Raw genomic sequence first — 16,767 nt, forward strand, 5'->3', positions numbered from 1 at the left:
CGGCGTCGCTGCCGTGGCCGGGATGGCTCCCGAGACCGGGGCCGAGAGTGAGACCGGGGCCGGGGCCGAGGTCGGGGCCCGGATTGCCGCCGGGAGCGGGCCTGTTCGGCTCGGGGTGTGTTTGGCCGCGTTGGCGCCGCTCGGCCTGGACGGGGCGTTGCGGGCGGCTCGGCGGGCGGGGGTCGGGGTGGTGGATCTGCCGGTCGACCGGGTGTTCGGGCTGGTCGATGCCGCCCGGGCGGGTGATCCGGCCGGGCAGCGCGCGGTGCGTGCGGTGCGTGAGTCGTGTGCGGCGGTCGGTGTGGAGATCGGTTGTGTGAGCAACAGTCGGGACACTCAGCTGGTGCTCGGGCCGCATGGGGCGCATACCGATTCGGTGTTCGTCGGGAGTGCCGAGGCCAAGCGGGACTACGGGATGCGGGCCGCGCTGGACACCGTGCGGTTCGCGGCCGGGGTGGGGGCGCCGCTGGCGCGGGTGATGCTGGGGGTGCCCGATCTGGCGCGTTGGTTGTCCTGGCCGGGCAGTGTGGTGAGTTGGCAGGACAACGTGGACGCCTGGGTGTCGGCCGTGCGGCCGATCGTGGCCTTGGCGGGCGATGTGGGGGTGCGGGTGGTGTTCGAGCCGCACCCCAAGCAGGTCGCCTATGACCCGCCCAGCGCGAGAGCACTGCTCTCGGCGGTGAGCGGTGTTCGCCTGTGCCTGGACCCGGCCAACCTCGCCGCGACCGGACACGACCCGGTGGCCGCGATGCGCGGCTGGGGCGACCGCCTGGTGGCCGTACACGCCAAGGACCTCCAGCGCTGGTCCGGCACCGAACCGCCGCGCGGCGCGGGCTGGTCGCGCTACGGCCCGGGGCCGGCGACCCGCTTTCGCGCGCTCGGCGCGGGTGATCTGCCCTGGCCGGCCATCGTGGCCGCGCTGCTCGACGACGACTACCGGGGAGTGATCTACGTGGAACACGAGGACGCCCTGCTGCCGACGGAGCAGGGCATCGCCAACTCGCTCGCGCTGCTGCGCACGTTGCTACCCGCCGGCGCCGTCCCGGGGCGTACCTGGTGACGCTCGACGGAGTACGCGGCGGCCTGCTCGCCGGCGGCCTCGGCGAACGACTCGGCCCGCTCACCGCGCACGCCTGCAAGCCCCTGGTGCCCTACGCCGCCTCGTGCCGGCTGGTCGACTTCAGCATCGCCAACGCGATCCGCTCCGGCCTGCCCGAACTGGTCCTGCTCTCCCAGCACCGCGAGTCCGACCTGATCCGACACCTGGTCACGCACTGGGACGAACACCCGGGCACCCGGCTGCACTTCGGCCCGCACGACGCGATCGCCCGGAGCGGGCCCGGGGCGATCCTGCCCGAGCGCCCCGCCGAACGCGGCACCGCCGACGCGCTGCTCGCCAACGCGGCCCATCTGTTCGCCCCGGGCGCGCGCGATCTGCTGATCCAACACGCGGACCACGTCTACGTGTTCGACTATGCGCCGATGGTCGCCGCGCACCGCGCCGCGAACGCGGACTGCACGATCGGCGTGCAGCGGATCGAGCGCCGCTATGTGCACCTGTTCGGCATGGTCGAGACGGATGCCGAGTTCCGGGTCCGGGCGCTGGTGGAGAAGCCCGCGCGGCCGACCTCGGACCTGGTCTTCACCGCGTTCTGCGTATTCCGGATCGACGCGCTGCGCGAGGTGCTGGACGGCCTGGCGGCCCGGGGTGCGGCGGGTTGGCAGCACGACATCAGCCGCGACGTACTGCCCGCGATGATCGCCGCCGGCCGGCGGGTGACGGCGTATCAGGTGACCGACTACTGGGCGGACATCGGCACCGTGGAGCGCTATCACGGCGAGCAACTGCGCCTGCTCGACCGGCCGCACCCGATGCCGGCCGAGCTGCTTCCGCGTACCCTTGCGGGCCTGCCGGACGGATATCCGAGATACGTCGACGGAAGTCTCCTCGGCGCCGCGATACCACCGCAGGCGCACGTGGAACACAGCGTCGTACACGCGGGCGCGCACATCGAGCCGGGGGCGACCGTACTGCGCTCGGTGGTCCTGCCCGGGGCCGTGGTCACGGCCGGCACTACGGTTCGGGAAACGATCGTCACCCCGACCGGGATCCTGCCGCCGACCGACACCGCCGGCCCGCCTGCCGAGCCGTCCCGCGACGTGTCCCCCGACCCGGTCAGGAGAGCGCACGGTCGAGTTCCTCCGCCGTGATGAACGACGTATGGGTCCCGGCGGTCCGGACCGCGTGCGCCCCCGCGTACGTCCCGGCCGCCGCGCAGGCGGCCCAGTCGCGCCCGGCCAGGTAGGCGTACAGGAAGCCCGAGACGTAGCTGTCCCCGGCGCCGTTGGTGTCCACCACCTCGTCCGCCCGCATCGCCAACGCCGGTACGTGGCGCAGTGGTTGGTCCGGCAGCGCCAGATAGCTGCCGCGCCCGCCCGCCATCGCGACCACCACCTCGGCCCGGCCCCGGGCGAGCAGGTCCCGCGCGGCCTCCTCGACCCGGTCGCCGAGCCGGTTGGTGGACGTGAACACCAGATCGGCGCCATAGGCGAAGTCGGCCCGCGCGGGGTCCTTCCCGTCCCACCCGTGCAGGTCGGTCGAGATCGACACGCCGGCCTCGATCGCCTCGGCGAGTGCGGGCCGGGACCAGCCGCCGATGGAGATGTGCGCGTGCCGGGTGCGGGCGAGCGCGGGGCGATACAACTCGGGGTCGACGACCAGGTCCGCGGGCAGTCGGCTGTCGTGCAGGGACAACCGTTCGCCGTCCGGGCCGACCAGGTTGACGCTGCGCGGGGTGCCGGCGGGATCGGTGACGTGCGCGAAGGACAGGCCCAGCTTCGTGTAGTGCGCCAGGATGAAGTCCGCCTCCGGATCGGCGCCGAGCACCGCCGCGAAGTGGGTGCGCAGGCCCAGCGCCCGACAGCCCAGGGCCACCCCATTGCCGGTGTGCGCCACGTACTGCCGGATCGGCGGCACCTTCACATCGCTTATCGGCAACGGGAGTTCGGGCACCCGGACGATGATGTCCACGCCGACCCCGCCGATCACGAACACGTCCAGCGCGTCCAACGCGTCCAACGCGTCCAACGCGTCCGACACAGCCGGCTCGGCCGGCTCAGCCATCGGTGCCTCCGTGCGCGCGGGCGAGGCTGACCTCGGCGGCGGGGCAGACGACGAGCGCGGCGTGGATCTCCGCGTCGGTCACATCGTCGGTGATCACCGTCTCGCCGAGCGCGGTGGGCAGTACGAAACGCAGCCGGCCGTCCCGGATCTTGCGGATCTGGTCGAGCGCCGCGATGGTGGACGCCGGGTCGAGCGGCGCGGCCAGCGCGGCGAGCGTGGTGGGCAGCCGTACCCGGTCCAGGAGTTCGGTCACCCGCGTGCACAGGGCCGGGTCGAGCAGCCCTCGACGTTCGGCGATCCGGGCCGCGCAGGCCATCCCGAACGCGACCGCCTCGCCGTGCAGCACCGGGCCGTAGCCGGTCGCGGTCTCCACCGCGTGGCCGATGGTGTGCCCGAAGTTCAGCGGCCGGCGCAGGTCCCGCTCGTACGGATCGCGGGCGATCAGGCGGCACTTGAGCACGCTGGAGGCGTGCACGAGGGCGGCGGTGGGGATCGGGTCGGCGGCCAGGATCGCCGGGTGCCGGCGCTCGATCAGCGCGAACAGCTCGGGGGAGGCGATGATCCCGGTCTTGATCGCCTCGGCCAGGCCGGCCCGCAGTCCGCGCGGGTCCTGGGTGGCCAGGTAGCCGACATTGGAGACCACCGCCCGGGGTTGGTAGAACGCGCCGATCAGGTTCTTCGCCGAGGGGTGGTCGATGGCCACCTTGCCGCCGAGCGCGGCGTCCACGTGGGCGAGCAGCGTGGTGGGCACGTTGATGTATGGCAGGCCGCGCATGTACGCGCTGGCCACCCAGCCGACGGTGTCCATCACCACGCCGCCGCCGACCGCGAGCACGATGTCGCGGCGGGCCAGCGAGGTGCCGGCCAGCCAGTCGAGCAGCGTGCTCGCGGTGCGCAGGCTCTTGCTGGCCTCGCCGGCCGGGAAGGAGGTGGCGACCACGTCCAGTCCGGTCCCCGCCAGTCGCTCCGCGAGCCGGCGCGCGTGCAGCGCGAACACGGTGTCGTCGGTGACCAGGGCCACCCGGCGGCCGTCGATCTCGGCCCGCAGCCGGGCCAGCGCGGTGTCCTCGTCGAGGCAGACGTGCACGGGATAGGTGTCGTGTCGCCGGGCGGAGGCCATGATCGGGTCGACCGGACCGCGCGGCAACGCCAACTGTTCGGACACTCGGACGTATTCGGTCATATATTCACACCCCGGCGGCTCAACGAAGACGTCGCAGACAATCCGGATATTCGCTGCCGAAATACTTACGGCGAGCGCTACGAAAAGTCAACAACGACGCACCCAGAGTGTGTCCGCGCGGGATAGCAGATCGGTCCGGTGTCAATCCGGGCATTCGCCAATTCCGGAAACTTCGCCCGGAAATGGCCTACGCGGCGGGCCGGGCCGGGTCCTGCGTGCCCGGCGTATCCGGAGTATCCGGCGTGCCCGGTGTCGCGGGCGCGGTCGCGGCGATCTGCTCGACGTGGTCGTGGCCCCACACCCCCAGCGGCAACAACGCGTCGTTGAGCGACTGGCCGAGCGGGGTCAGCGAGTAGACCACCTTGGGCGGGACCTCGCGAAACACCTCGCGGTGCACGATTCCCCGGGCCTCCATCTCGCGCAACTGCTGGATCAGCATCTTCTCGCTGATCCCGGGCACCGCCCGGCGCAACTCACCGAAGCGCCGCTCCTCGACGTGCAACGCCCACAGGATCAACGCCTTCCACTTGCCGCCGATGACATCCATGGCGGCGTCGAGACCGCACTGATAACGCCGAGCCACGCGCGTCCCCTCTCCATGTCGACCCTTACCGATCCTTACCGACAGGTAGGTACTGCTCCATATTGTCGGTACGCATTCGGCCGAAGGCAAAGGAATGCGCGAGCATGGTGGCATGAGTGAGCGCACCGCATCGCGGGTTATCCGGGTCGGCACCGGGCGGCGGGAGCGGGTGTACGACCTCACCGGGTCGTGCGCCGGGTTCCTGGCCGAGGTGGCCGACGGTCGGGACGGGTTGTTGAACGTATTCGTCCCGCATGCCACGGCCGGCGTCGCGGTATTGGAGGTCGGCGCGGGCAGCGACGAGGATCTGCTCGCGACGCCGGCCGAGTTGTTGCCGGCCGACGACCGCCGGCGGCATCGGCACGGCAGCCCCGGACACGGCCGCGATCACGTGTTGCCCGCGCTGGTGCCGGCGCACGCGACGCTGCCGGTGACCGGCGGCGTACTCGCGCTGGGCACGTGGCAGTCGGTGACGATGGCGGACACCAATGTGGACAACCCCGAGCGGACCGTACGGCTGACCTTCCTGGGCTGATCCGCGATCGCCCGGGGTCGGCTGCCGATCACCGACCGCCGATCACCAAGGATCTTGTTGGTTGGGAGTGGTGGCGCAAAACCGTCCCGCCGGCGGGACAGGGTGGGTTCGGCGACCTGCTCCCGTCGATGTCGACGTGGTCTTGACCGGCTGATCCACCTCCGTGAACGTGGAGGTGATTTGCCGAGGTTGGCGGCGCGGCGGGACGAGGGGGAAAACGGCGTGGGAGATACCGGCATGGACACGGACGTGGTGATCGCGGGCGCCGGGCCGACGGGCCTGATGCTCGCCTGCGAGCTGCGGCTGGCCGGCGTCGACGTGGTGGTGGTCGAGCGGCTCGCCGAGCGGTCGGGCGAGTCGCGCGCCGGCGGCATGCACTCGCGCACCCTGGAGGTGCTGGACCAGCGCGGCGTCCTGGAACGTTTCCTGGCGGTCGGCGAACTGACGCCGGTGGGCCATTTCTCCGGGCTCTGGCTGGACTTCGACGGGTTCGAGTCCAGACACCCGCACCCGCTGCAGCTCCCCCAGTCCACCATCGAGCGGGTGCAGGAGGAGTGGGCCGCCGAACTCGGTGTGCGGGTGCGCTGGTCGTCCGAGGTGATCGGGATCCACCAGGACGAGACCGGCGTCGCGGTCGAGCTCCGGACGGCGGAGGCCGCCCCCGTGACGCTGCGCGCCCGCTACCTCGTGGGCTGCGACGGCGGGCGCAGCACGGTGCGCAAGCTGGCGGAGATCGACTTCCCCGGCACTCCGGCGACCCTGACCGCGCTCCTCGGCGACGTGCAAATCCCGGATCTGCCCGAGGACTTCATCTTCATGCGGCGTTGTCCGGAGGGTCACTTCTCGGCGTTCGCCCTGGAGCCGGGCTGGCATCGGGTGATCACCTCCGAGTACGACCACGTCGCGGACCGCGACGAGGGCGCCACACTCGAGCAACTCCGGGAGTCGCTGATCAGGCTCGCGGGCACCGACTACGGCATGCGCAACCCCAGGTGGATCTCCCGGTTCGGCGACGCCGCCCGGCAGGCCGCCCGGTATCGGCAGGGCCGGGTGCTGCTCGCCGGCGACGCGGCGCACATCCACTACGCGGCCGGTGGGCAGGGGCTGAACGTGGGCGTGCAGGACGCGGTCAACCTCGGCTGGAAGCTCGCCTCGGTGGTGCGCGGCCAGGCGCCGGACCGCCTGTTGGACAGCTACCACGACGAGCGCCACCCGGTCGGGGAGCGGGTGCTGACCAACACCCGGGCGCAGGCCGCCCTGGCCCGCCCCGGCGCCCAGACGGAGGCGCTGCGTGAGGTGTTCGGCGCGCTCATGGTGTCCGACGACGTCAACCGGTATCTGCGCGGCATGATCAGCGCACTGGACATCCGGTACCCGATCGAGGGCAAGCACCCACTGGTGGGCCGCCGGGTTCCCGACGCCGACCTCAAGACCTCCGACGGCGCCGGCCGCGTCTACGAACTGCTGCACGCCGCCCGTCCCGTGCTGCTCGACCTGCGCGGCAGCGCCGACGTGGCGGCGGTCGCCCGGGGCTGGGCCGATCGGGTCGACCTCGTCGAGGCGCGCAGCGAGGACGACCACTGGTCCGTGCCGACCCTCGGCGAGTTTCCCGCTCCCGCGGCGGTGCTGATCCGTCCCGACGGCCATGTCGCCTGGGCGGTCGGTGCCGGCGCGCCCGACCGCTCGGGGCTGCGGACCGCCCTCGGCACCTGGTTCGGGCCCGCCCGGCGAGGGTGAGGCACCGCCGGGCAAAGGTGAGGCACCGCCCGAAACGACCGGCTCGCGCGATGTCGCCGGTCGCTTCGGGCCCGGCGTGACGAAGGCCGTCAAGACCCCCGGTCGTGGTCTTGACGGCCTCGTCGTCGCGTGGGGTGGGGGACGCCCGGCTCGCGCCGAACGTCCGCCGGTTCAGAGTGGGTTCACCCGGTACATCGGGAAGTACGACCCGATCCGGCCGTTCGCGTAGTCGTCGGCCAGCTCCGGCACCCGGTCGAAGTCGTAGATCACGTCCGACCCCGCCGGCGCGATCCAGCCCTCGGCCTCCTGGAAGTCGCGGATGCCCGGCGAGTCCGGCATCCGCCATACGTGCGTGTTGACCATGATGTGTCGGGCGATCGACTCGGCCCCGCGCAGATGCGACAGGCGCATCCCCGCCTTCCAACCGCACGTGGTGACGACCCCCTCGCGGGCCAGCGCGGTCAGCGTGACGTCGTACAGGGGCTCGCCGATGTTGTCCACGAAGACGGCCACCCCGTGGCCGTCGCTGAGTTCGTCGACCAGGCCCAGGAATTGTTCGACCGAGCTGCGCCGCCGCCGGTGCCGGTCCCGGTCGGTGCGTTCCTCCCGGGTGGGCAGCGACAGGGCGGGGAACCGGCGGCGGTCCACCGGGGTGATGCCGTTGTCCCGCAGGAAGGCGACCCGTTCGTCCGAGCCCGCCGTCATCGCCACCCGGAACCCGGCCCGCTTGGCCAGCATCAGTTCGGCGAAGGCCACGCCGCCGCCCCACCCGAACACCAGATGGTTCGCCGGATCGTCGTCGGGGACCTGCATGCGCCAACACCCGTACGCCTTGTGCCAGTTGTCCCAGGCGGTGAAGTACCGCCCGTACGAGGCCCATTGGGGCAGCGAGTAGGCCGTGTCGGCCGGGATCGGCAGGAGCAGCCGGGCGTCCAGCTTCGTGCGTTTGGCCAGCAGGCCGATGGTGCCGGGGGCGTCGTAGGCGTAGGCGAGTTCGGCGTAGTCGAAGCGGTCCAGTTTGCCGAACGGCATGAGCAGGCACAGGTCGCCCTCCCGGACCCGCACGTCCCGGCTGCCCGCGTTCACCTTGAGCACGCGCACCACGCCCAGGTTGCCCAGGACCACCACGTCCTCGCCGCGGCTGCTGCACACGTCGATCGGTGAACGGGCCAGCGCGTGGTCGATGTTGGCCTCCCAGGAGCCGAGGATCGGCTCCACCAGGGCCTCACCCTCCTCCAGCGGGCCGAAGGCGAACCGATCGCGGCGCAGCGCGCCGCCGGGTCCGCCGGTGTGCGGGCCGGACATCGCACCGGAGCGCAGGACCCAGGCTTCTGGCGAGTAGATGACAACCTCCTGTGATCGAGTACGTTCCCGCGATCCCGGCGCGGTCAGGGGGTGGTGCCGGCCGGCATCCGGTAGTCCACCGAGACGCCGCCCCACGCCTCGCCCGCGCCGTAGGCCACGGCGCCGAGTCGGCCCGCGGCGGGGAGGGAACCGGCGTCCAACTCGGCGGCGAACGCCAGCGGGATCGTCGCGGACGAGGTGTTCCCGGAGTTCTCGATCCGGTTCACGAAGGGCACGCCGAGATGGGCGGAGAAGGCGCGAACCTGTTCCAGGATGCGGCCGTTCGCCTGGTGGCCGATCAGCACGGTCGGCGCGGGACCGTGGTCGAAGAGGTACTGCGCGGACTCCGACATCCGGCGCACCGCGCGGTCGTAGACTTGCGTCCCGTCGAGATGGATGCCGCCCGCGTCGGTCTCGCGCATCAGCCCCTCCTGGGCGCCGTCGCAACCGGCGACCTGGCGAAAGCCGGTGAACTCCGCGCGCTCCTCGAGCAGGACGGCCGCGGCGCCGTCGCCGAACAGGCACGCCGTCTGCCGGTCCGTGCGGTCCACCAGCCGGGACATGGCCTCCACCGAGCACACCAGGACCGACCGCGCCTGGCCGGCGTCGCACAGCGAGAGCCCGGTGATCAGCCCGTAGACGAAGCCGCAGCAGGCCGCGTTCAGGTCGAAGGTCAGCACCGAGGGCCCCAACCCGGCGAGTTGGGCCACCTTCGGGGCGATGCCCGGGATGCGCTGCCGTACCGAGGTGCTGACCACGATCAGGGCGCCGACCGAGGAGGGGTCCGCCATCCTGGTCACGATCGGCGCGCAGGCCTCCGCCGCGACCTCGGTGAGCGGGGTCTCGTCCGGCAGCCAGGAGCGGGCCGCGATGCCGCTGCGGCGCCGGATCCACGCGTCGGTGAGCCCGATCGACGCGAAGTGGTCGTTGTCGATCGTCCGGCCCGGTTTCGCGGTGGCGAGGTCGACGATGCCCGCGCTCATCCCCGGCTCGCCAGCTTGACGAAGTAGGTGCCGAAGTCGTCCAGGAAGGCGAAGCCCGCGGTGTCCTTCAGGTCGCCCTTGACCTGGAGTTCACGTTCCAACTGTTGGTGCAACTCGACCAGGTCGAGCGAGTCGAGGTCGAGGTCGGCGACCGGCCGGGCCAGGTCGTCGGGGCCCAACGACGGGTCGCGCTCGCGCAGTTTGGCCAGCATGGTGTCCGCGATGCGGGTTTCGATGTCGCTCATGTTCCTTCTCCGTTCGGGTGACCGGATCGTTGGATCCCGGGGCGCGGCGAGTCAGTCGGTGGCCAAGCGGTACAGCACGTCGCCGGTCTTGAGGATCGTGCCGACCGTCGCGGAGTGCACCGCGACCCGTCCGCCGCGCTCCGCCACGACCTCCGTGCTCGCCTTGTCGGTCTCCACGACCGCGATCACATCCCCGCGCTCGACCCGGTCGCCGACCCCGGCGACCCACTCGATCAGCAGGGCCTCGTCGAGGCTCTGGCCGAAGCCGGGAACGTGCATGTCCACGAGAGAGTCGCTCACTTCGTCATCACCAGCACCTCGTCCTTGATCTCCTGCACACCGATCAGGTAGTCCTTCTCGAAGTTCGCCGGGGGGTAGACGCGGCGGTCCGGCGCCAGCCGGCGGACCGGGCCGCGGAGCACGTCGAAGCCGTGCTCGGCCACCGACGCGGCGATTTCGGCACCGATGCCGACGTCCTTCGACCCCTCGTGCACGATCAGCAGCCGCCCGGTGCGGGCGACGGACTCCAACACCGTGCCCATGTCGAGCGGGGCCACCCAGCGCAGGTCCACCACCTCGACGTCGACATCGGGGGCGAGCGCGGTCGCCGCCTCCAGCACGTCGTGGGTGATCGCGCCGAACGTGGCGATCGTCAGGTCCGTGCCGCGGCGCACGATCCGGGCCGCGGTGGGCGAGCGCGCCGGCTCGGGGTCCCGGGCGGGCGTGTTCCGCCGCCAGTACAGGCGGATCGGCTCGTACACCACCACGGGCGAACCGAGCGTCACCGCGTACCGCAGGATCTGGTCGGCGTCCTCGCCGGTGGAGGGGCACGCCACCGAGATTCCCGGGACGCGGGCGAACAGCGCCTCGTTGGATTCGCCGTGGTGCTCGACGCCCCGGGTCCCGCCGCCGGTGGGGATGCGCACCACCAGGCTCGGTTCGACCCGTCCGTTCCACCGGTCCGCGATCCGGGCCGCCTGGGTGACCAGTTGGTTCACCCCGGGGTAGGTGAACCCGTCGAACTGGATCTCGCAGACCGGTACCAGGCCGCTCATCGTCATGCCGACGGCCTGGCCGATGATGGTCGACTCGGCCAGCAGCGAGTCGCGCACCCGGTCCGCGCCGAAGCGGTCCCGAAGGCCCCGGGTCACCCGGAACACGCCACCCAGGCGGCCGATGTCCTCGCCGAGCAGCAGCAGTCGCGGATCCTGTTCGAGCAGGTCGGCGAGGGTCGCGTTGATCGACTCCGCCAGGCAGGCGGAGCGCACGGTGCTCATCAGGCGTACTCCTTCATCAACCGCTCGCGCAGCTCCCGTACTTCCGCGTCGACGGCCGCGAACCACGCGGGGTCCGCCACGCCCAGGTCGCGCAGCCGGGCCGCGTAGGTGGTCACCGGGTCCGCGGCCTTGGCCCGGGCGATGTCCTCGGGGGTGCGGTACACCTCCTGGGCGTCGGTGGTGGTGTGACCGTTGATCCGCCCCACCCGGATCTCGACGAGGTAGGGCGCCCGTTCCCGGCGGATGTGCGCGGCGGCCCGGGCACAGGCCGAGAAGACGGTTTCCGGGTCGTGACCCGGGATCTCGACGGACTCGATGCCGAAACCGCGGGCCCGCTCGGCCACCGAGGTGCGCATCTGCTCCTCGCTGGGTTTCGAGATGGCCCAGCCGTTGTTCTGGCAGACGAACAGCACGGACGCCGACTCGACGGCGGCCAGGTTCATCGCCTCCGACATGTCGCCCTCGCTGGTGGCCCCGTCGCCGATGTACACGACGACGAAGTCCTCGCGCCCCTGCAGGCGTTGCCCGATCGAGTAGCCGACGCCGTGCAGCGTCTGGGCGGCCAGCACCATCGTGTAGGGGAAGAACCGCACCCGGAACGGATCCCAGCCACAGAACGTGCGACCGGCCCACTGCGCGCCCAACTCCTCGGGAGTCACGCCACGCAGGAGGGCCACCGCATGCTCGCGGTAACTGGGCACGACGGTCGACGCCGGGCCCACCGCGAGCGCGGAGCCCACCTGCGCGGCCTCGTGCCCCTGGAGGGACGGCCAGAGGATGAACCCCCCCTGCTTCTGCAGCTGATGGGCCTCCTCGTCGACGCCTCGCGCCAGCAACATGTGGCGCAGCAGCAGCCGTCGTGTGTCGTCGTCCGGATCTGTCGCGAATTCGGGTTCTGCCTTCGAGACCATTGATCACCAGTCGTAGGGTCGTCGATGAGCTGTCGTGGTGCCGCCCGGAACGCCCTCCCGTCGGGAAACGGGAACCGGCGTATTCCCGCAGGCAGTCGCGGGCGCGACGCCGTTCGGCTGGGGTTGGGGTTCTTATCTCGTCTCTCCACTCGGGAGATCAGGCCTCGGCGGGCCACCCGGGCAGGACCGTAATCGACGGCGCGCTCTCGATCGCCTCGGCGGGAGGAGAGTGGCCGAAGCCGAATTCGAGAAGGCACGTCCGCGGGCCACTGCTCGGCCATCGTGGCACACAACCCCGGTGCGGTACAGGTTCGGACGGACCACGGTGAGGTGGGTGATCCCGTCGCTTGTGGCGTCGGCGGTGGAGTCCTTACGGTGGCGTCAGCATTCCGGGCCGGGTGCGGATGCCGGGTGTCCTGTCGACGGGACGACGCCGAACGGCGAACCCGGTCCCGGTCTCGGCGGTTTCCGAATCCGAGTGGTTTCGTGACGGTTATGCACGGGGTCCCCCGGCCCCGGCGGTTTCCGATTCCGAGTCTTTTCCCGACGGTTATCGGGTCGCCTGACCCTGGCAATTTCCCATCCACGAGTCAGCTTGTGACGGTTGAGGACGGTGGCAGTGAGCACGAACCCCTTCGACGACGAGAACGGCCGCTTCCGAGTCGTGGTCAACGACGAGGACCAGCACTCCCTGTGGCCGGTGTTCGCCGAGGTGCCCGAGGGCTGGCGGGTGGTCTTCGGCGAGGCGACCCGGGCCGAGTGCCTGGAGTACGTCGAGCAGAACTGGACCGACCTGCGCCCGAGGAGCCTGCGGGAGGCGATGGCGGCGGACTGACCGCCGGTCGCGGCCCGAAGCGGAACGACGGTGACGAAGGTTGTGAGGGGCGTCCAGTGAGAACCGCGAGCAGCTACCGGGCGGGGCCGATGGGCCTCGCCGGCGAGCCCGCGCAGCGCGAGGTGGTGCTGCCCTTCGTCGGGATTCAGGCGAAGGTGCGCAAGTCGGGGATGGTTTTCCCGCCGAACCTGGCGGAGCGGTCCTGGGAGCGGATCGGGGCCGGCCTGCGCGAGCTGACGAACTCCTCGGCGTGGTGGCTCGCCGACTGGTTGATCTTCGGGGAGACCACGTACGGGCTGCGGCGCTACCGGGAGGCGATCGACCGGACCGGGCTCGACTACCAGACCCTGCGCAACTACGCGTGGGTGGCTCGGCGGTTCGAGCAACACCGCAGGTGGGACAGCCTCAGCTTCGCCCACCACGCGGAGGTGACCCGCCTGTCGCCGGCCGAGCAGGACTACTGGCTGCGCGAAGCCGAACAACGCAAGTGGTCGCGCAACGAACTCCGCAGAGTGGTTCGCGCCGGCCTGGCCGAGCAGAACCACGCCGGCGAGCTGCCCGCGAACAGCGGCAACCACACGCAGCAGGCCCGCCGGCCGGCCGAGTCGACGGCCGCCGACCGGCGCCGGCGGCAGGTCACCACGCTCACCATCGAGCTGGACGCCGGCCAACTGGAGCACTACTCGAAAGTCGCCGCCACGCACGGTCTGTCCGTCGACAAGTGGGTCACCCGGGTGCTCGACGCCGCCGAACGGCGCACCGGCTAGTGCCGGGCGCGGCACTGGCCGTGCCGGACCAAGCCCCCTTCCCCGTGGTGTGTCGGCGGCTCGGCCGACCGGACACCCGTCACATGGGAGTCAGTTGATGATCCTTCAGGGAAAGCGGGTGGCCCTGCCCTCGGCGCCCGTCGTGCACAAGCAGTTCGAGGCACACGCCAAAGCCACGCCCGACGCGGTCGCCGTGCACTGCGCCGGCCGGGAGCTGACCTACGCGGAACTGAACGCGCGGGCCAACCGGTTCGCGCACTTCCTCACCGCGCGCGGACACGGCCCGGGCACGAAGGTCGGCATCTGCCTCGGCTACTCGATCGACATCCTCGTCGCCATCCTCGGCACGCTCAAGGCGGGCGCGGCCTACGTACCGCTCGACCCGGCCTACCCCGAGGCCAGACTCCGGCTGCTGCTCGGGCAGACGCCCGATCTCGCGCTGATCGTGGCCTCCCCGGCGACGGCCGGCTCGGTCGCCTCGGCCGCCGTCGAGGTCGTCGACCTCGAACAGTGGGCCGACCGCCTGGCGGAACTGCCCGCGAGCGATCCCGACATCGCGGTCACCGGGGACGACGTGTGCTACGCGGTCTTCACCTCCGGGTCGACCGGTACGCCGAAGCTGACCGCGGTGCGCCACGAGGGCTGGTTCAACCTGCTGAACTGGCTGATGCTCGAATACGGCCTGCATCCCGGGTCGGACAACCTGGTCGTCAGCGCGTTCGGATTCGACCTGTCCCAGCGCAGCCTGATGATGCCGCTGTTCTGCGGCGCCACCCAATACCTGATGGCGAGCCGGAACTTCGACGCCGCGCTGGCCTACCGGATGTTGACCCGGCACGAGATCCGCACCGTGCACTGCGCCTCCAGCACGCTGTACCTGCTCGTGGACTGGGAGATCGCCCGCGGCGGTGACGCGCTCAGCCGGCTGGACTACGTGCTCTTCGGCGGGGAGCCGCTGCACGTGGAACGTATCGCGGACTGGGCGCGGCGCCCGGGGAACACCTGCACCCTCCTGCACCAGTACGGCGTCGCCGAGTGTACGGATGTCGCGTCGTCGTACGACCTCGCCGACTACCGGCCCGGCGAACACGAGATCGCACCGGTCGGCAGGCCCGCCTACAACACCGACCTGCACCTGCTCGACGAGCGGATGCGCGGGGTCGGGGTGGGGGAGTACGGCGAGATCTGCATCGCCGGGACCAGCGTCGGCGCCGGCTACCTCGGCGGCACCGGGCCCGAATCCGAGCGGTTCACCACGATCGTGGTCGACGGCGCGCCGTGCCGGCTGTACCGCACCGGCGACCGCGGCTATGTGACCGAGGCCGGCGAACTTGTCGTCGTCGGCCGCACGGACGCGCAGGTGAAGGTGCGCGGGATGCGCATCGATCCCACCGACATCGAGCGCGCGCTCGGCCGGCTGGCCGGGGTTCGGCAAGCCGCGGTGGTGGTGCGGTACACCGACTCCGGCGATGCCGAGCTGATCGCGTTCATCGTCCCGACGGGGGACGAACTCGCCGAGAACGACGTGCGCGCCCGCCTCCTGGAGACACTGCCGCGCAACATGGTGCCGGCCGGGTTCGTCAACATCCCACACATTCCGTTGAGTCCGCACGGAAAGGTGGACCGGGCGGCACTGGTCGAGGCGTATCGGAACCGGTATGCCGACAGCGGCACCACGGCGTAGTCGACGGACCTTGATGACAACCGAGAGGACTGTGATGATTGCCGAAAGGGTGCGCACCATCTGGTGCCGGGAACTCCAGCGCGACGACATATCGGACGACGACAACTTCTTCGCCCTGGGCGGCCAATCCGTGATTATGGCCAGAATCCAGGGTGCGTTCATCGAGGAACTGGACCTCGAGGTTCCGGTGGACCAGATGTTCCTCAATCCGACGGTGGCGTCGATTTCCGCGTACCTCGAATCCCTGGACGCGGCGACTCGGTAGCGTCGGGCGAATTCGGCGGACCACAGCGATATTTCCGGCCGCGGGCCGCGTCGGGATCCGAAAACCACCTGGTAAGAGAGGCGCCATGTACGACGTCATTGTCATAGGTGCCCGTTGTGCGGGTTCGCCGACGGCCATGTTGTTTGCCCGGCAGGGTTATCGCGTCCTGCTCCTGGAGAAAGCGAAGTTCCCGCAGGACACGCTGTCCTCGCACTACATCCACATGCAGGGCGTGGCGCTGCTCGATCGGTGGGGGCTGCTGGACCGGCTCCGCGACTCGGGCTGCACGCCGATCACCCGGCAGAGCTATGCGGGGCCCGGGGTTCGCATCGACGGCTTCTCGCTGCCGATCGACGGTCTGCGGGAGACGTACGCGCCCAGGCGCTACGTGCTCGACCCGATCCTCGCCGCCGGCGCGGTGGCGGCCGGCGTCGACTTCCGGGAGGGCTGCGCGGTCAACGACCTGGTGTACGACGGCGATCGGGTGGTCGGGGTGCGGTACACGACGCCCGGCGGCGCCGAGGCCACGGACAATGCGCGACTGGTCGTCGGCGCGGACGGCATGCGCTCGCTGGTGGCCCGCAAGGTCGGCGCGCAGAACGTGGTCGAGCACCCGCGGCTGACCACCACCTACTACAGCTACTGGGCCGACGTGCCCACCCAGTTCGAGCTCTACGAGCGGCCGGGGCGCTGGATCGGCGCCATCCCCACCAACGACGGCCTCACGCTGCTGATGGCCTACTTCCCGCAGGACGAGTTCAACGACATCCGCAAGGCGGTGGAACCCGCCTACCTCGAGGCATTCCGCACGACGGTGCCCGAGTTGTACGAGCGCATGCAGGCGGGCAAGCGGGTGGAGCAGCTGTACGGCACCGGCCATCAGGAGAACTTCTTCCGCAAGGCGTACGGGCCCGGGTGGGTGCTGGTCGGCGACGCGGTGAACCACAAGGACTCGATCACCGCCCGCGGGATCACCGAAGCCTTCGTCCAGGCCCAGTCGCTCACCGGATACGTCGGGGAGCGGTTGCACGAGGACGCGGCGCTCAAGTCGGCGCTGCGGCGCTACGAGAACGACCTGAGCGGCGAAGCCCTCAGCCACTACCAGGGCGCGCTCAACGTGGCCGAGCTCAAGCCCGAGGGGCGGATCGAGATGCTGCAAAAACTGGTCGGACACCAGGAGCAGATCGACCGGTACTTCTCGACGCTGTCGGGGGCGTGCTCCATCGACGACTTCTACAACGACGAACTCCTGACGTTGCTCGACCTGAACTGAGTGGCGACTCGCTCCCTCGTG

At 70.9% G+C, this 16,767-nt stretch carries 18 protein-coding genes; 9 read left to right on the forward strand and 9 right to left on the reverse strand.

The features are described 5' to 3' along the window. Window positions 1-22 precede the first annotated feature (22 nt). Window positions 23-1,060, forward strand: a complete 1,038-nt coding sequence (locus tag ABIA38_RS26025; protein ID WP_424641240.1) for a sugar phosphate isomerase/epimerase family protein — start codon at window positions 23-25, stop codon at window positions 1,058-1,060. Next, a complete protein-coding gene (locus ABIA38_RS26030) occupies window positions 1,057-2,211 on the forward strand; it encodes a sugar phosphate nucleotidyltransferase (protein WP_424641241.1) in 1,155 nt (384 codons plus the stop codon). Before ABIA38_RS26025 ends, ABIA38_RS26030 begins: the two co-directional genes overlap by 4 nt. Here ABIA38_RS26030 and ABIA38_RS26035 read toward each other — a convergent pair. From ABIA38_RS26035 to ABIA38_RS26045, 3 genes are all read right to left on the reverse strand, one after another. Then, complete coding sequence (locus ABIA38_RS26035) at window positions 2,177-3,124, reverse strand: carbohydrate kinase family protein (protein WP_424641242.1); 948 nt, start codon at window positions 3,122-3,124, stop codon at window positions 2,177-2,179. The two genes, ABIA38_RS26030 and ABIA38_RS26035, sit on opposite strands and share 35 nt — an antisense overlap. Then, on the reverse strand, window positions 3,117-4,307 hold the full coding sequence (gene aroB, locus ABIA38_RS26040; RefSeq protein ID WP_424641243.1) for a 3-dehydroquinate synthase: 1,191 nt from the start codon (window positions 4,305-4,307) through the stop codon (window positions 3,117-3,119). The genes ABIA38_RS26035 and aroB overlap by 8 nt, the downstream gene beginning before the upstream one ends. Before the next feature lie 187 nt (window positions 4,308-4,494). After that, complete coding sequence (locus tag ABIA38_RS26045; RefSeq protein ID WP_424641265.1) at window positions 4,495-4,854, reverse strand: winged helix-turn-helix transcriptional regulator; 360 nt, start codon at window positions 4,852-4,854, stop codon at window positions 4,495-4,497. Window positions 4,855-5,002: 148 nt separating this feature from the next. Between ABIA38_RS26045 and ABIA38_RS26050 the strand changes: the two genes are divergently transcribed. Further along, window positions 5,003-5,425 carry a YjbQ family protein gene (locus ABIA38_RS26050; protein ID WP_424641244.1) on the forward strand — a complete coding sequence of 141 codons (423 nt, stop codon included), beginning with the start codon at window positions 5,003-5,005 and terminating at the stop codon, window positions 5,423-5,425. Window positions 5,426-5,662: 237 nt separating this feature from the next. Beyond that, entirely contained in the window at window positions 5,663-7,162 is a 1,500-nt protein-coding gene (locus ABIA38_RS26055; protein WP_424641245.1) for an FAD-dependent monooxygenase, read from the forward strand. A 171-nt stretch (window positions 7,163-7,333) separates the two neighbouring features. Here ABIA38_RS26055 and ABIA38_RS26060 read toward each other — a convergent pair whose 3' ends face one another. The 6 genes from ABIA38_RS26060 to ABIA38_RS26085 all read right to left on the reverse strand — a co-directional run bounded on the left by ABIA38_RS26060 (window position 7,334) and on the right by ABIA38_RS26085 (window position 11,922). Next, entirely contained in the window at window positions 7,334-8,467 is a 1,134-nt protein-coding gene (locus ABIA38_RS26060) for a zinc-binding alcohol dehydrogenase family protein (protein WP_424641246.1), read from the reverse strand. Between the two features lie 83 nt (window positions 8,468-8,550). After that, window positions 8,551-9,489 carry a 3-oxoacyl-ACP synthase III family protein gene (locus tag ABIA38_RS26065; protein ID WP_424641247.1) on the reverse strand — a complete coding sequence of 313 codons (939 nt, stop codon included), beginning with the start codon at window positions 9,487-9,489 and terminating at the stop codon, window positions 8,551-8,553. Continuing rightward, on the reverse strand, window positions 9,486-9,734 hold the full coding sequence (locus ABIA38_RS26070) for a phosphopantetheine-binding protein (protein ID WP_424641248.1): 249 nt from the start codon (window positions 9,732-9,734) through the stop codon (window positions 9,486-9,488). The genes ABIA38_RS26065 and ABIA38_RS26070 overlap by 4 nt, the downstream gene beginning before the upstream one ends. Before the next feature lie 51 nt (window positions 9,735-9,785). Continuing rightward, window positions 9,786-10,034, reverse strand: a complete 249-nt coding sequence (locus tag ABIA38_RS26075; RefSeq protein WP_424641249.1) for a biotin/lipoyl-containing protein — start codon at window positions 10,032-10,034, stop codon at window positions 9,786-9,788. Then, window positions 10,031-11,011: an alpha-ketoacid dehydrogenase subunit beta gene (locus tag ABIA38_RS26080; RefSeq protein ID WP_424641250.1), complete on the reverse strand. Its 981-nt coding sequence runs from the start codon at window positions 11,009-11,011 to the stop codon at window positions 10,031-10,033. The genes ABIA38_RS26075 and ABIA38_RS26080 overlap by 4 nt, the downstream gene beginning before the upstream one ends. Further along, window positions 11,011-11,922, reverse strand: a complete 912-nt coding sequence (locus tag ABIA38_RS26085) for a thiamine pyrophosphate-dependent dehydrogenase E1 component subunit alpha (protein ID WP_424641251.1) — start codon at window positions 11,920-11,922, stop codon at window positions 11,011-11,013. The genes ABIA38_RS26080 and ABIA38_RS26085 overlap by 1 nt, the downstream gene beginning before the upstream one ends. A gap of 619 nt (window positions 11,923-12,541) precedes the next feature. On the opposite strand from ABIA38_RS26085, the gene ABIA38_RS26090 reads away from it, so the two are divergent. From ABIA38_RS26090 to ABIA38_RS26110, 5 genes are all read left to right on the forward strand, one after another. Beyond that, window positions 12,542-12,757, forward strand: coding sequence for an MbtH family protein (locus tag ABIA38_RS26090; protein ID WP_424641252.1), 216 nt, complete (start codon window positions 12,542-12,544; stop codon window positions 12,755-12,757). 56 nt (window positions 12,758-12,813) lie between these two features. Beyond that, the gene (locus tag ABIA38_RS26095) at window positions 12,814-13,524 is read left to right on the forward strand and encodes an LmbU family transcriptional regulator (protein WP_424641253.1); all 711 of its coding nucleotides are present in this window, start codon (window positions 12,814-12,816) and stop codon (window positions 13,522-13,524) included. A 97-nt stretch (window positions 13,525-13,621) separates the two neighbouring features. After that, a complete protein-coding gene (locus tag ABIA38_RS26100) occupies window positions 13,622-15,208 on the forward strand; it encodes an amino acid adenylation domain-containing protein (RefSeq protein WP_424641254.1) in 1,587 nt (528 codons plus the stop codon). A 34-nt stretch (window positions 15,209-15,242) separates the two neighbouring features. Continuing rightward, on the forward strand, window positions 15,243-15,473 hold the full coding sequence (locus tag ABIA38_RS26105; RefSeq protein WP_424641255.1) for a phosphopantetheine-binding protein: 231 nt from the start codon (window positions 15,243-15,245) through the stop codon (window positions 15,471-15,473). Window positions 15,474-15,558: 85 nt separating this feature from the next. Then, window positions 15,559-16,746, forward strand: a complete 1,188-nt coding sequence (locus ABIA38_RS26110; protein WP_424641256.1) for an NAD(P)/FAD-dependent oxidoreductase — start codon at window positions 15,559-15,561, stop codon at window positions 16,744-16,746. Window positions 16,747-16,767: the final 21 nt, after the last annotated feature.

Origin of the sequence: Embleya sp. AB8 (assembly GCF_049739465.1) — a bacterium.
Classification (GTDB): Bacteria; Actinomycetota; Actinomycetes; order Streptomycetales; family Streptomycetaceae; genus Embleya.

Excerpts from the sequence above, each read along its gene's own strand:
- ABIA38_RS26100 (WP_424641254.1), top strand. The coding sequence starts at position 13,622 with ATGATCCTTCAGGGAAAGCGGGTGGCCCTGCCCTCGGCGCCCGTCGTG.
- ABIA38_RS26050 (WP_424641244.1), top strand. The coding sequence starts at position 5,003 with ATGAGTGAGCGCACCGCATCGCGGGTTATCCGGGTCGGCACCGGGCGG.
- ABIA38_RS26110 (WP_424641256.1), top strand. The coding sequence starts at position 15,559 with ATGTACGACGTCATTGTCATAGGTGCCCGTTGTGCGGGTTCGCCGACG.
- ABIA38_RS26065 (WP_424641247.1), bottom strand. The coding sequence starts at position 9,489 with ATGAGCGCGGGCATCGTCGACCTCGCCACCGCGAAACCGGGCCGGACG.
- ABIA38_RS26085 (WP_424641251.1), bottom strand. The coding sequence starts at position 11,922 with ATGGTCTCGAAGGCAGAACCCGAATTCGCGACAGATCCGGACGACGAC.
- ABIA38_RS26105 (WP_424641255.1), top strand. The coding sequence starts at position 15,243 with ATGATTGCCGAAAGGGTGCGCACCATCTGGTGCCGGGAACTCCAGCGC.
- ABIA38_RS26035 (WP_424641242.1), bottom strand. The coding sequence starts at position 3,124 with ATGGCTGAGCCGGCCGAGCCGGCTGTGTCGGACGCGTTGGACGCGTTG.
- ABIA38_RS26080 (WP_424641250.1), bottom strand. The coding sequence starts at position 11,011 with ATGAGCACCGTGCGCTCCGCCTGCCTGGCGGAGTCGATCAACGCGACC.
- ABIA38_RS26025 (WP_424641240.1), top strand. The coding sequence starts at position 23 with ATGGCTCCCGAGACCGGGGCCGAGAGTGAGACCGGGGCCGGGGCCGAG.
- aroB (WP_424641243.1), bottom strand. The coding sequence starts at position 4,307 with ATGACCGAATACGTCCGAGTGTCCGAACAGTTGGCGTTGCCGCGCGGT.
- ABIA38_RS26055 (WP_424641245.1), top strand. The coding sequence starts at position 5,663 with ATGGACACGGACGTGGTGATCGCGGGCGCCGGGCCGACGGGCCTGATG.
- ABIA38_RS26045 (WP_424641265.1), bottom strand. The coding sequence starts at position 4,854 with ATGGATGTCATCGGCGGCAAGTGGAAGGCGTTGATCCTGTGGGCGTTG.
- ABIA38_RS26060 (WP_424641246.1), bottom strand. The coding sequence starts at position 8,467 with ATGTCCGGCCCGCACACCGGCGGACCCGGCGGCGCGCTGCGCCGCGAT.
- ABIA38_RS26070 (WP_424641248.1), bottom strand. The coding sequence starts at position 9,734 with ATGAGCGACATCGAAACCCGCATCGCGGACACCATGCTGGCCAAACTG.